The 14,113-nt window shown below is 57.2% G+C and carries 10 protein-coding genes; 6 read left to right on the top strand and 4 right to left on the bottom strand.

Features of this window, described 5'->3' with window-relative positions; all coding sequences use genetic code 11:
* Nucleotides 1-16: 16 nt before the first annotated feature.
* Complete coding sequence (locus tag OSO_RS0130330; RefSeq protein WP_010586695.1) at nucleotides 17-1,249, top strand: dipeptidase; 1,233 nt, start codon at nucleotides 17-19, stop codon at nucleotides 1,247-1,249.
* A gap of 175 nt (nucleotides 1,250-1,424) precedes the next feature.
* Entirely contained in the window at nucleotides 1,425-2,327 is a 903-nt protein-coding gene (locus OSO_RS45790) for an SMP-30/gluconolactonase/LRE family protein (protein ID WP_010586696.1), read from the top strand.
* Between the two features lie 77 nt (nucleotides 2,328-2,404).
* On the opposite strand, the gene OSO_RS45795 is transcribed toward OSO_RS45790, so the two are convergent.
* Nucleotides 2,405-3,061 (bottom strand): TetR/AcrR family transcriptional regulator, encoded by a 657-nt coding sequence (locus tag OSO_RS45795; RefSeq protein WP_010586697.1) that lies wholly within the window; start codon nucleotides 3,059-3,061, stop codon nucleotides 2,405-2,407.
* 182 nt (nucleotides 3,062-3,243) lie between these two features.
* On the opposite strand from OSO_RS45795, the gene OSO_RS0130345 reads away from it, so the two are divergent.
* The 3 genes from OSO_RS0130345 to OSO_RS0130360 all read left to right on the top strand — a co-directional run bounded on the left by OSO_RS0130345 (nucleotide 3,244) and on the right by OSO_RS0130360 (nucleotide 9,161).
* The gene (locus tag OSO_RS0130345; protein ID WP_010586698.1) at nucleotides 3,244-4,611 is read left to right on the top strand and encodes an efflux RND transporter periplasmic adaptor subunit; all 1,368 of its coding nucleotides are present in this window, start codon (nucleotides 3,244-3,246) and stop codon (nucleotides 4,609-4,611) included.
* A gap of 138 nt (nucleotides 4,612-4,749) precedes the next feature.
* Nucleotides 4,750-7,959, top strand: coding sequence for an efflux RND transporter permease subunit (locus tag OSO_RS0130350; protein WP_010586699.1), 3,210 nt, complete (start codon nucleotides 4,750-4,752; stop codon nucleotides 7,957-7,959).
* 308 nt (nucleotides 7,960-8,267) lie between these two features.
* Nucleotides 8,268-9,161 (top strand): response regulator, encoded by an 894-nt coding sequence (locus OSO_RS0130360; RefSeq protein WP_010586700.1) that lies wholly within the window; start codon nucleotides 8,268-8,270, stop codon nucleotides 9,159-9,161.
* Between the two features lie 9 nt (nucleotides 9,162-9,170).
* On the opposite strand, the gene OSO_RS0130365 is transcribed toward OSO_RS0130360, so the two are convergent.
* Together OSO_RS0130365 and OSO_RS45800 are read right to left on the bottom strand one after the other, a co-directional pair.
* Complete coding sequence (locus OSO_RS0130365; RefSeq protein ID WP_010586701.1) at nucleotides 9,171-10,034, bottom strand: sialate O-acetylesterase; 864 nt, start codon at nucleotides 10,032-10,034, stop codon at nucleotides 9,171-9,173.
* A gap of 8 nt (nucleotides 10,035-10,042) precedes the next feature.
* Nucleotides 10,043-11,608, bottom strand: a complete 1,566-nt coding sequence (locus tag OSO_RS45800; RefSeq protein WP_010586702.1) for a DUF1501 domain-containing protein — start codon at nucleotides 11,606-11,608, stop codon at nucleotides 10,043-10,045.
* Between the two features lie 586 nt (nucleotides 11,609-12,194).
* Between OSO_RS45800 and OSO_RS0130380 the strand changes: the two genes are divergently transcribed.
* A complete protein-coding gene (locus OSO_RS0130380; RefSeq protein WP_010586703.1) occupies nucleotides 12,195-13,253 on the top strand; it encodes a sigma-54 interaction domain-containing protein in 1,059 nt (352 codons plus the stop codon).
* Nucleotides 13,254-13,511: 258 nt separating this feature from the next.
* Here the strand turns inward: OSO_RS0130380 and OSO_RS0130385 are convergent, their stop codons facing one another.
* Nucleotides 13,512-13,946 carry a response regulator gene (locus tag OSO_RS0130385; RefSeq protein ID WP_010586704.1) on the bottom strand — a complete coding sequence of 145 codons (435 nt, stop codon included), beginning with the start codon at nucleotides 13,944-13,946 and terminating at the stop codon, nucleotides 13,512-13,514.
* Nucleotides 13,947-14,113 lie beyond the last annotated feature (167 nt).

Here is a 14,113-nt window from a genome sequence, read left to right on the forward strand (position 1 = left end):
GGGAAAAGGAGTTCCAATGAAATCGAGAAATCTCTGTGGATGGCCAATCTTCGGCTTGATTATCGTGTGTTACACGAACAGTGCCGCCCTTCTTGCGGCGGACCGTCCACCCGTTGTTGTCACGGACGAGGCGAAAAAGGTGCACGCGGCCGGCTTCATCTTCGATGGTCACAATGACCTGCCCTGGGCTCTTCGCAGCGACTTTTCGTCGTCATTCGATCAGGCCGATCTCGTCAACCATGTCGCAAAGCTGCAGACCGACATTCCTCGCTTGCGACAAGGAAACGTCGGTGCCCAGTTCTGGTCGGTGTACGTTCCCGCAGAAACCGGGAAGGATGGAACGGCCTTCGCGAAGACGATCGAACAAATTGAACTTGTCCGGTCAATGATCAAGCGGTATCCCGAGACCTTTGAGCAGGCACGAACCGTCAGTGACATCGAACGCATCCGCGCGGCGGGCAAGATCGCCTCATTGATCGGAGTCGAAGGCGGCCACTGTATTGAAGACTCGATCGCGAACTTGCATCGGCTGCATGCCATGGGCGCCGGCTATATGACGCTGACTCATTCGGACACCTTGTCCTGGGTCGACGCGGCCACTGACGAAGCGGTTCATGGGGGATTAACACCCTTTGGCGAGGAAATCGTCCGCGAGATGAACAACCTCGGAATGCTGGTGGATTTGTCTCACGTCTCGGCCGAGACGATGCGTGACGCGATGCGCGTGAGCAAAGCCCCCGTGATCTTTTCGCACTCGTCTGCGCGAGCCATTGCCGATCATCCACGGAACGTCCCCGACGACATCCTGCGGCTCGTCAAAGAGAATGGCGGGGTCGTCATGATCAATTTCTATTCGGGGTTCGTGCATCCCGAATCCGCACGCCGGCGGGCGGGCATGTTTCGCGTCAGTCGCGAATTGCACGCGCGGTTCCCCAAAGAATCTGACTACAAGCTCGCCCGGAAGAAATGGGAAGCTGAAAATCCCATCGAACGCGGCGACGTTCATGATGTCGTCGACCATATTGACCATGTGGTCAAAATCGCCGGGATCGATCATGTCGGAATCGGTTCAGATTTTGACGGCATCGATCTGCTGCCCCGTCAATTGGACGACGTGTCGACGTATCCCGTGATCACGCAGGAGCTGCTCAATCGAGGCTACACCGCGGCACAGATTCATCAGGTGATGAGCGGCAATATCCTGCGTGTGATGCGTCAGGCCGAGAAAGTCGCCGCCCCAAAACCGTAACGCAGGATGTCGTGTCATACCGAAATCTTGGTGGCGCCCGGGTTGGACGCCGCGTTCGATGCGCAAAATGAAGGTGGCGGCCGCAGAAAGCCTGTCGTCTTGAAATCACGGTTGGGGCGACTATGCTGGTCGTGCTCAACGTGCTTAATTTCCCATATCGCCCCCGGAGTGACTGATGCCCCGCTTGATGCTGAGCTGCCTGATCCTTTCCGCCCTCGTGTGCCTGCCGCTGCACGCAGACGAACCCAAGACGATTTCCGTTGGCCAAAGCCCCGAAAGTGCCTGTCGTGGCTTCGACAATAAACTGTATGTGACGATGATCAACGGTGACGTTCTGGGTGACGGCACCGTCGTCGTGATCGATGGCGACAAAGCGACCGAATTCGCCAAAGGGCTGAACGCCCCGAAGGGGATCGCGTTTGTCGGAGATTATCTGGTCACGGCCGACGAAACGACGATGTGGAAGATCGACAAGAAGGGCACGGTCACCAAGCTGGCCGACGCCAAAGATTTTCCGAATCCGATCGAATTCCTGAACGACGTTGTCGCGAGCAAAGACGGAAGCAGCGTCTATGTTTCGGACATGAGCACCCCGGGCCCGATGTTCGAGGCCGATCGCAAGCTGTGGGCCACGGATAGCCCTCAAGGGAAAGACCTGCCCCGAAAAGGCTGTATCTACAAGGTCACGCTCGGCGGCAAAGTGAGTGTCGCCGTCCCCGCGGGCAACGAGAAAATTCGGTTTCCGAATGGAGTCACCGTCGATGAAAGCGAAGCCCAGGATCACTTGTACGTGGGCGATTTCTTCTCGGGCGAAATTGTCTCGTACGAAGCGGGGAAGTACACGACCGTCGCCACCGGCATGCGGGGCATTGATGGCCTGACCGTCACAAAAGACGCGTTCTATGCTTCCAGTTGGACGCAGGGCAAAGTCTGGAAAGTGGATCGCAAGACCCAGGAACTGACCGTCATTCTGGACGGTTTGAAATCCGCCGCCGACTTCTACTACGACGCCAAACAGAAACAGCTCGTCGTGCCTGACATGCTGAGCGGCACGTTGGTGTTCCTGCCGATCAAGTGACGTTTGGATCGCGTCGAATCAGCGGACAAGACGGAATAACAAGGGCAGCGAAACGCTTACCGCAAACAGGACAAGCGTTATCGCTGCCCTTCGCTTATGGCGGCCACTTCCATACCGGCTTCATGAACCGCGGGCGCGGCGCCCCGTTCCAGCATGGCGATCGCACTCCGCAAGAACGCGTCGTCGTCCATGCCCTCGGGGAACAGCATCTCGTTCAGTGCCCGATTCTCAAACCACGAGAACAAGAGCCCTTCGAGCATGACCCCCAGCGAGCGGGCATCAATGTCCGTCCGAACATGCCCCTGTTGCTGCGCGAACTCAATTCGCTGCACCATCGCTCGTCGCAGATTCTCGCAACCGGTGACCAGCTCGTGTTTCCCTTCCAGGCGAGCCCATCCGATCATCCGAATCTGCAATCGGTTCTCTTGCAGGAAGGTGAACAAACGATGCATCTCGCACGAGAAGTCGACGGGCTGATCCGTCACATGCGCCGCTTCTGGAAATCGCGCGGCGTACGCCTCGACCGCGCGGCGTAGCGCGGCCGCGTACAGTCCATCCTTGTGCTCGAAGTGATATTGGATCAGTGGCTGCGACACTCCAGATGCATCTGCGATGTCACGCATCGAAGTTCCCACGAACCCTCGCTCAGCAAAGAGTCTCTCTGCTGCATCGAGAACCAACCGCTTGGTTCTTTCGGCGTTGCGAGTCCGTGTGTGTTCTTCGTGCAAAGTCATGTCCGCTCCCCCGCCTGTGGGTTGCAGGTCATTGTTTGGATTGGGGTTATGTTCTGATGTGGAGTCATCAAGCTAAACAAATTTGCAGATTGTTGGTCAAACGATCAATACGGAATTGACGGAAATGTCACTATATCCTACTATTTACTGATCGATCAGTCAATTATCTGTCGGAGGTTGTGATGTCGGTCGTTCGATTTCCTCGTGTCAAATTGCACAATTCCACGTTGCGTCCACAGACGTCGACCTGGAATCAATCGAGCAGATCGTGGGCCACACTGCTCACCATTTTTGTGACCGGCTGTGGTCACGCAAACGTCTATCACGAACCACCGCCACCCGAAGTCGTGATTACGAAACCTGTTCAGCGGTCGGTGACCAGTTACTTGACGCAAACGGGAACAGCGCAGGCGTCAGAACGAGTCGAACTGCGAGCGCGCGTCAAAGGATTTCTTTCCCAGCGCGCGTTTAAAGATGGCGAAGCGGTCAAAGTGGGGCAGCTTCTGTTCGTGATTGACGAAGAACCATTCCGTACGCGACTTGCGCAACTGAATGCCAAAGTTGCCGAGGCGGAATCTGCCTTGACCAAAGCCGAGCAATCGAAGCTTCGCGAAATCAACCGCGCTAAGTTGGACCTCGATCAAGCCGATCTCGAGTTGGCCAAACTGTCTGATGCTCGCGTTCGCAGCTTGTACGAGAAGAACACCATCTCGAAGGAAGAACTCGACCGTAGCGATGCGACGCTGAAAAAAGCGGAAGCGCAAGTTGCGTCAGACCGGGCGAACCTGGATCAAGTCAAAGCGGATTATCAGACCAACATTCTTTCTGCCAAGTCGACGCTCGAAGCGGCGAAAGCTGACGCGAAGATGGCGGAAATCGACCTAGGTTACTGCCGAATCACGGCCCCCATTGATGGCCGAATCAATGCCCGTGAGTTCGACGTCGGAAACTACGTCGGCGATGGTCAGTCAACGGTCCTGGCGTCGATCGTCAAAGTCGATCCAATCTACACCTTCATCAGCCCAGGCGAAGACGATCTGCTTCGCGTTCAGCAGGCCAATGCCAATTCTACTGCGGCCACACTGCCGATGGAGATGGGACTGAGTAACGAAACGGGATATCCCCATCAGGGGCATGTGGACTACATCGACCCTAGCGTCGACACCGGTACGGGAACGATTCGCTTACGCGGCGTCTTTTCGAATCCGGGGGGAGCGATTCTGCCTGGTCTGTTTGTTCGAGTTCGCATCCCGGCCGAGCGGCGAGAAACCGCAATCATGGTCCCCGATCGTTCACTCGGATCGGATCAAGGCGGATCGTACCTGTTGGTCGTCGGTGCCGATGACAAGGTGGAGCGCCGGACAGTCGAAGCGGGCGAAGAAATCGAGGGCCTGCGTGAAGTTCGCGGCTCGATCAGTCTTGACGATCGCGTGGTGGTCGATGGATTGCTGCGGGCACGTCCTGGCCTGAAAGTGTCTCCGAAACAAGAAGAAACGCCGCCTACCACGGCGAAACGAACATCTCCGAGCCGTTCATCCACGATGAACTGAGCTTGATGACTGATCGATGAGCGGCTCGGCAGGAGCTGAGGAGTCCTCCCCTGCCCGACTACCCAGCCCTGCCGTTTGCCGTTCGACGATCGCCCAGAATTCATTTTTCCACAGACTGCACAAACTGGCCCAAAGATTATGCTGTCGAAGTTCTTCATCGAGCGACCGATCTTCGCGAACGTGATCGCGATCATGACGATGCTCGTCGGTGCTGTCACCCTGTTCGCCCTGCCGGTCGAGCAGTATCCCAAGATCACGCCCCCCACGGTTCAGGTCGTCACTACCTACCCTGGAGCAGACGCTCAGGTACTTTCCGATACGGTCGCCGCACCGATCGAACAAGAGGTCAACGGCGTCGAAGGCATGCTCTACATGTCATCGACATGCTCCAGTAACGGAACGTACACGCTGACCGTGACATTCGAGGTCGGTACCGACCTCGATAAGGCTCAAATTCTCGTCCAGAATCGCGTGTCCATCGCCCAACCACGACTGCCTTCTGAAGTGCAGCGTCAGGGGATCACCGCCAAGAAGCAATCGACCAGCATCATCCTGGTGATCGGTCTCATTTCACCCGATGGGCGTTACGATAACCTGTATCTGGGCAACTACGCGACTTTGCGCGTGAAGGATGAACTGAGCCGGATTCCCGGCGTCGGCGACATCATGGTCTTCGGCGGCAACAGTTACGGGATGCGCGTCTGGCTCGATCCAGAAAAAATGAAGGCTCGCGGACTGACGACGGAAGATGTGCTTGCTGCAATCGCCGAACAGAACGTCCAGGTTGCAGCCGGTCAGGTGGGTCAGTTTCCCTCACCTGACGACCAAACGTCCCAGTTCACCGTGACCACACAAGGTCGACTCAGCGATCCCAAAGAATTCGGCAATATTATCGTCAAGGCGGTCGCCGACACGCCGTCCCGCATGCGGTTGACGCGTGTGGAAGACGTCGCACGGATCGAACTGGGCGCTCAAAGCTATGATTCGTGGACCGAAATCAAAGGCCGTCCTGCGGCCGGGATCGGGGTTTTCCAGCTCCCCGGTGCGAATTCGCTCGACGTGGCCCATCACGTTCTCAAGGTGATGGAAGAGATGAAGCCGACGTTTCCGGAAGGGGTCGACTACTCGGTTCCCTTCAATCCGATGACGTTCGTCGAAGAATCGATTCATGAAGTTTACAAGACACTGTTCGAAGCCGGCGTTCTGGTGCTGGTCGTCATCCTGGTCTTCCTGCAGGACTGGCGGGCGGTGCTGATTCCCGCCACGACCGTGCCCGTCACGATCATCGGAACCTTTGCCGTGATGGCGATGCTGGGTTTTTCGATCAACATGCTGACGCTGTTCGGCCTGGTGCTCGCGATCGGGATCGTCGTCGACGATGCCATCGTGATCGTCGAAAACGCCGTGCATCATATCGATCGTGGCAAACTCGATCCGAAAAACGCCACAATCAAAGCGATGAGCGAAGTGATTGGCCCGGTGATCGGGATCACGCTGGTGCTGATGGCGGTGTTTTTGCCGACCGCGTTTCTGGGGGGAATCACCGGTCAGTTGTATCGACAGTTCTCGCTGACCATCGCCGCAACGGCCGTCATCAGCGCGATCAACGCCGTGACATTGAAGCCGGCACAGTGTGCCGTTTACTTGCGTGCGACCCCCACGAAAAAGAACTGGTTCTATCGCTGGTTTAATGCGATCTACGATCGCTGCGAAGGCGTCTATGCGGCGATCATCTCGCGGCTGGTGCGCAACACGGCGGTCACGATGATGGTGTTCGTTGCGCTGTGCGTCGTGACGGGCTACTGGTTCACGCGACTGCCTGTCGGCTTCCTGCCGACGGAAGATCAGGGGTACGCAATCATGGGAGCACAGCTTCCTGATGCCGCCTCGTTGACGCGCACGCGCGCCGTGACGACCAAGATCAGCGACATTCTCGCCAAGACACCGGGTGTCCGGGGCTGGTTCCTGATCGGCGGAAACTCGCTACTTGACGGCGCCACGGTCTCGAACGCCGCAACCTTCTATCTCGACTTTGAACCGTTCGAAAAACGGCGCAAGCATCCCGAGCAGTCTCTAGAAGGGATTCTGGGGCATGTAATGATGGAGGTCCAGAAGATCCCGGAAGCGATGATCTTCGCGTTCCCACCACCTGCCATCATGGGTCTAGGAACCGCAGGCGGCTTCGAAATGAAGCTTGAGAATAAAGCAAACCTTAGTCTGCAGGAAATGCAGCAGATTGCGGACGAAATCGTTCGTGACGGAAATGCCCAATCGGGCCTGACACGACTGCAGACATCGTTTCGATCCGGCGTGCCGCAACTGTTCGTCGACATCGATCGTACCAAGGCCAAGAGCCTGGGCGTCCCGCTGGCGACAATTTTCAACACCCTGCAGGCATCGCTCGGCTCGGCTTACGTGAACGATTTCAACAAGTTTGGCCGCACCTGGCAGGTGCGTGTCCAGGCTGACGAGCAATTCCGCTTGCGTCCCGAAGACATCAAGCTGCTGGAAGTTCGTAACGCCACAGGTCAAATGATTCCCATGGGAACATTTGCCAGCGTCCAAAAGATCAGCGGCCCGCAAATCATTCCGCGTTACAACCTGTACCCCTCGGCTTCGATCAATGGTCAGGCGGCTCCCGGATTCAGTTCGGGTGATGCGATGGCCTTGATGGAACAGATGGCCAAACAGAAATTGCCCACTTCCATGGGTTTTGACTGGACGGGGATTTCGTATCAGGAAAAGAAAGTTGGCGGTCAGGCGGTTTACGTGTTTGCCCTGGCAGTGCTGATGGTGTATCTGGTGCTGGCCGCGCAGTACGAGAGTTGGCTGTTGCCAGCCGCTGTGATTCTCGTCGTGCCGCTGGCCCTGCTGGGTACGGTGGCTGCCGTGGCCGTGCGAGGCATGGACAACAACGTTTACACACAGATCGGCATCGTGCTGATTATCGCCCTGGCGAGTAAAAACGCGATTTTGATTGTCGAGTTTGCACGTGAGTTGCGTCACAAAGGAATGGGAATTCTCGAGGCCGCCGTCGAGGCGTCGCGCTTGCGATTCCGTCCGATTTTGATGACCTCGTTCGCGTTCATTCTGGGTATTTTGCCACTCGTGAATGCCACGGGTGCCGGTGCCGCCAGCCGGCGATCGCTCGGAACAGCCGTGTTCGGAGGAATGCTTGCAGCCACGGTGCTCGCCGTCTTCTTCGTTCCCGTATTTTATGTGGTCATGCAACGACTGAGCGAACTCCGTCGACGCCCACAGGCCGCTGGCCACCCCGCCACAGAGCAACCCACGAAAGACGACGCGCACTCCATCGAAATGGCCGCTACCGCGCTCGTGCAGCATTGATCTGCCGCGATCGGATTTCGTTGTCATGAACACCCATCGTGAAACTTAAGGAGTCGCGTTCTGGCACGAACTCCCCGGCGATCGGCCAACAATTTGGCCACGCCGCCTCGACGAGGTCATTGCGTTTTGGCCAGAATTGAGTCAGTCTGATCGGAGTGTCTTGGCCGTCTCATCAGAGCGTCGGCCACTTGAGAATCAAACCTGACCGCCGACGAACGCCATTCGTTGAGAACAAGGTTCTGTTCACGTGACGACATTGCCCATCCTTAACGCCAGGCCCACGAAAGCGGATTGAAGGTAGACTGACCATGACCCTCGTGCTGATCGTGGATGATTCGCCGATCGATCGAGCCTTGGCGGGTGGGCTATTGGAGAAACAAGGTGGGTGCAGTGTGGTCTTCGCCGTCGATGGTCAGTCGGCGCTCGACGCGATACGCGACTGCAAACCCGATCTGATCGTGACCGACATGCAGATGCCGCTCATGAATGGCCTGGAACTGGTCGCCAGATTGAGGAAGGACACGAACCTGACGCCGGTCATTCTGATGACCGCCACCGGCAGTGAAGAACTCGCCGTGGAAGCACTGCGAGTCGGTGCGTCGAGCTATGTCGCAAAGCGTTCATTGAATAAGCGTCTGATCGACACGGCACGGATGGTCCTCGCCAGTGCGAACGAGGAGCGCGAGCAATCCACACTGATGGGACGATTGGTTTCGCACTGCGAATCGTTTTCCCTACAGAATCGCACGGAAGAATGCCGGTCAATGTCGCGCTATCTCCAGTCCTCACTGGCAACGTTCTGGAGTCTAAATCGCGCAGCACGTCTGCGAATCGGTCTTGCCGTCGAAGAGGCACTGCTGAACGCCCTCTACCACGGCAACCTGGAAATCAGTTCCGAACTGAAAGAACGCCAGGACAACAGCTTTTACGAACTGGCCACGCTGCGGCAAAATGAGCACCCATACAGCGAACGCCGAATCGATGTCACCGTTCAGACCACCTCCGAAGAAACGCGGTACATCATTCGTGATGGCGGAAATGGATTCGACGTCTCGAAGCTGCCTGACCCGACGGACCCCGAAAACATCAGCCGTCCGTCCGGTCGTGGTGTGATGCTCATGCACGCGTTCATGGACTCTGTCGTCTACAACGATCGCGGCAACGAGGTGACACTCGTCAAAAAGCGAACGTCAATGGATTGATGAGTGACGTTAGTCGCCGTCGGTCTGCTTGAGGTCTAAATACGCCTTCCCATAGCGTTCACCGATCACCAACTGACTGTCAGCGCTGAAATGATGCGTGTTCACGTTTGGGAGATCGTCAACGTTGATCCAGGCCGCAAAGGGAACGGATTCACCGACGGCCACCTGAGCCCGTCGCACCACCGACATCGGCGCCGTTCCGTCCGGATCGGGTGCCCGCTGTGCAATGCGCGATTTGACGCTCCTTGCCAGGACAAACGGCGTGTTCTCTATCGCATAACGTGACCGCAACACGCCGATCAAATCGCTCAAGTTCTGCTGGTACTCGGCGGCCAGTCGTCCGTGGATGGCATCGTCAATTCCCTGATGCCAAAGGAATCCACACACATTGACGCGGTGGCCACCCGCCTTGAGTTCCTCGAGTCGCGTATCCACAAAACGCGTCCAGGCTTCATGCAACGCCTCGCCCTTCCCCCAAGGCCACGACTGTGCGTCTCGCCCAAAATTGGCATGAACCTTGATCAGAGCCATGTCACGCCACCCCGCGGCGTAGAGCGTGCGAGCGAACCCGACCTCGGGACCGTGGACGAGCTTCCCCTTCGCCTGGTGCCCCCGAATTTCGCCCCAAGGGACATACTGTGGAGACTTTTCACCGTCCGGCAGCGGTGCCATTGTGAAGCGAGTTTCCCGATCCGCAGTGGTTTGCACAAATCCTGGCGGAATGGCGACCTCGGAATCGGCCCCCGCCATGTTCGACTGCCCGGCCAGCACAAACACGTTCAACACGGGCTTGTCGTCGGCGATGACGGGAGCCACGTACAATGCAATTAGAAGTGCCAGCCCCCAAGGACACGATCGCGTAATACGCTTCATCAAAAATCCTAAAACAAACCGCGAATTGGTTCACCACGATAGACACGAAACGGCCGTCCGGTGGCATCGTGGAATTCGCAGTCAGGTCCGATTCCCAACTGCTGGAAGATGGTCGCGGCGAGATCCGCCGGGGTATATGCCTCGGTGATCGGAACTCCGCCATGGGCATCGGTCGCGCCGATGACACGCCCCGAGACAATTCCTCCCCCTGCCAGCAAGCACGGAAAGACATCGCCCCAGTGGTGCCGGCCTGGAGTGAACAGTTCACCCGACGCGTTTTTTCCGCCCGGCGAGATCGGGGAAATCCGAGGAGTTCGCCCCATTTCTCCGCACATGACGACCAGCGTCTGCTCAAGCAGGCCGCGTTCGGACAAATCGTCGAGAAACCCGCTCAGACAGTGATCAATGGAAGGCAGCAGTTTTCCTTTGAGATCACGAAATGCGTTCTGATGCGTGTCCCACCCACGCAGATTGACCTGCACCATCCGCACCCCGGCCTCAATCAAACGCCGCGCCACCAGAAAACCTTGTCCCCATTCTTCCCGACCGTATCGATCGCGGGTGGCATCCGTCTCGTGCGTCAGATCGAATGGATTTTGACGCCCAGGACGCGTGGCATTCAACAACCGCAGCGCCTGTTCGTGGTGCGCGTCCCACTCAAGCGAAGAACGCGGAACCGCCCCCTGTTCCGCCGCCCGGCGCAATCCATCCAGTTGCCGCAAAAGTTGCGATCGATGCTGGATCTGCGCTCCAGAGACGGCAAATCCGCTTCCCAGATCGGGCAAATGAAAGTCAGGATTTCGACAACTTGTGTTGTCCCACCAGGCGTGAGGTCCCGTTCCCGGTGCGCGCGCCAGATCATTGGGATCGTCATGGCTGTAGCAGTTCGGGCAGGAGCCGCCTGCATCTTTCGCGTTGCACTTCGGCGCCAGGTCGACGCCCCAACGCGAAAATCGAGGCCCCAACATGCCAGGTTCGCGCCCCGGATAGCTCATCTGATTGATACGGGGAATCTCGACGACGGCGGGCCATCCCACTGCGGGCGGCGGCGGAGCCGCATAGGCAATCATCGAACCGATATTGGGCCAGGAGATCCTTCCTGCCCTGGCCGTAGAGATCGAGGCGTTCGTATCCCCCACAGGCAATTCGGTGGTGCCGGTGTGAAGCAGGTAAAAACAACTGCTGTGCTCATTGCGGAACTGTCTTTCCGCCGTGTGATGCATTGTTCTGACGAGCGAAAACAGGTTCGTTCGCGCCGCGAGTTTCGGCAGGTACTCGCAAAAATGAACTCCCGGTAAACCCGTTTGTGCGGTTCCGTACTCGCCACGGATTTCGCTGGGTGATTCCGGCTTAGGATCAAACGTCTCGTGCTGCGAAGGCCCGCCTGCTTGAAAAATCAGGACAACAGACTTTGCGCGCCCGAGGATCCGATCGGCTCCCCCTGCAGCACAAGCCTCTAGTTTTGCCAGATCCGACATTCCGGCACCGATCAGCCCGAGTCCCCCCACTTGCAACAAGTGACGGCGGGGCATGCCAGGATGATCGCTCGGTCGACAACCGGATTGATTCAACATGCGGCCCGCCTTGCTGCGAATCCTGATGAAGCTGAATGCGTTCGAGTCGATCGTGAAGACATTGGCACGTCTACGCTGTGCAACGGATCATAACAACATTCACTGATGAATGCGCACGAAGGAATTTTCCCGAAAAACGCGGACTACCTGTGAACGAATCAGGATGTTCGCCCCGAATGTGGTGACTGATGTGGCACATGGAAATCACGGCAGGCATTGGCGTCGATTCAATTGTTCGGGCCTACCCGTAGAACCGATTTCAGCTGACGATCCGAAGGCAGCAGTGCGCAATTTTTTTGATCACTGCCTAACATCCAGGCCGATCGGGCATGTTGCTTGCTTTGCAGTCAGAAACATGGATTATTTCATCGTCCCTATCGACAACACGCTCAAAAACATCGCCGCAACGCTTAATAAATGTGCACAAAACACAAAAACAAGAGGGGGTCAGTGGTTGTTTCTCAGAACAAAATTCCTCAAAATCCCTTTGAGGTCTTTGATTGTGGCTCATAATGCCAGCACACTGTGCGACTGATAAGCACTCAACGGCGAAGGAGCACGACAAATTGATAAACGGTGGGTGACAATGAGTACGGGCGGGAATGGCAAGTCGGTTTCACCTGTGCTGGAAGGCATGATTGGTAGCGGCACGGCGATGACGGATGTCTATCGGCTGACGCGTCAAGTCGCCGCAACGTCGGCAACTGTGCTGCTGATGGGAGAGACGGGGACCGGCAAGGAATTGGTCGCGCGCGCGCTGCATGAACTGAGCCCCCGCGCGTCGGGCCCATTCATCCGCGTCAACTGTGGCGCCTTGAGCGAAAGCCTGCTGGAAAGCGAACTCTTCGGCCACGTGAAAGGGGCCTTCACGAGCGCTCACGAGAACCGTACCGGGCGATTCGAGGCCGCACACGGCGGCACGATTTTCCTCGATGAAATCAACTCGATGAGTTACACGCTGCAAGTCAAACTTTTACGAGTCTTGCAAGAACAGGAATTTGAGCGCGTGGGTGACACCAAGACGGTGCGCGTCGATTGCCGGATCGTCGCCGCGACCAATCGCGACCTTTTGGACGAAATCGACGCGGACCGCTTCCGGGAAGACCTTTATTACCGCCTGAACGTCGTACCGATTTACCTACCACCGTTGCGCGATCGATCCGAAGACATCGAATCCCTGGTGATTTTTTTCGCCAAGAAGTACGCGGCGGCCAATGGCCGTCCAATCCCGCGGATTCCCAGCGATGTGATTTCAATGCTGCAGGCTTATTCGTGGCCTGGAAATGTCCGCGAGCTACAAAACTACATCGAACGGGCCACAGTGCTCTGTACGTCGGAAACCCTGACGATGGACCTGTTTCCGCCTCACGTTCGGGGGCTCGCTCCCGTTCGGATCAGCCGCGCCAAATCGGGCGGCATCCAGAAGATGTGCAGCGAACTGGTCACACTCGGCCTGATGGAAGCCGGCGACGATGCGCAGGACATCCACGAAAAGATCGTGTCGCTGGTCGAAAAAGAAGTGCTGCTGCAGGTCTTGCGCACCTGCCAAGGCACACAAACCAAGGCCGCCGTACGTCTCGGGATCAATCGGAACACACTGCACAAGAAGATCGAGGATTACAGCCTGCAGTCCGAGGCGCGATAGGCCCCCAAATGACGAACGTTCCTCGTCACCAAGCTTTTCCTCGTTGCCAAGCTCCTGCTTGGCAACGCTTCATACGCCCTCATGTGCGGTCGAAAAGGAACGTGTCCTGGGCCACGCGCACACGCTTCCGCGATCTCGAAAATGCGATGCGTCAAGAGGCGTCACCAGGCGGGAGCTTGTTAACGATGAATCCTGTGGCGGGATTCTTCTCGTGACGCGGACCGCCAGGCATCGGCTGTACGTGAGTTCCCGCAATGGCTAGACGGTCGCGAATGCACCCCGACCTCGCGATGTCGGGCCCTGAGATGCTGCCATCAGTGTTCCCGAATCGCATCCAAGCATATGGCACACCGATTCGAACAACTCGTGCGAACTGAATGGCTTCGCGAGAACGTCTTCGAACTCGAACTGTTCATGGAACGACTCGTCTTGGCCCGCAACCAGGCGGATCACAGAAAGATCGGCAAAACGTTGTTCACGGCGGATGCGCGCCAAAAAGTCCGCAGTCGCGGCGGGCGTCGGCAATGCATCGTCGATAATCAGGAGCGCCGGCGCGGAATGCTGCTCGAGCCATCGCCAGCAGGAATCCACATCCAGCACACCCTTTACGTCGAAATCCGCTCGTGAGAGTCTGAGAGAAATCGCACGAATGACATGGGGCTCATCGTCGCAAACCAGGATTTGTGGGGTCATGATCGTCTCATCCTTTTCGATGACAAAACGCCGACCAGTTGTCGGCCATCACCTGCGGGAGACACGCCCAACACACGTCCAGCAGTCTCCTCTACTAATCTAGATCGAAGTTCCCGAACCGCGCTTTCGCGTTGCGAAGGTTTACGAAAAACCACACCGGACGACCC

Origin of the sequence: Schlesneria paludicola DSM 18645, assembly GCF_000255655.1 — a bacterium.
GTDB lineage: Bacteria > Planctomycetota > Planctomycetia > Planctomycetales > Planctomycetaceae > Schlesneria > Schlesneria paludicola.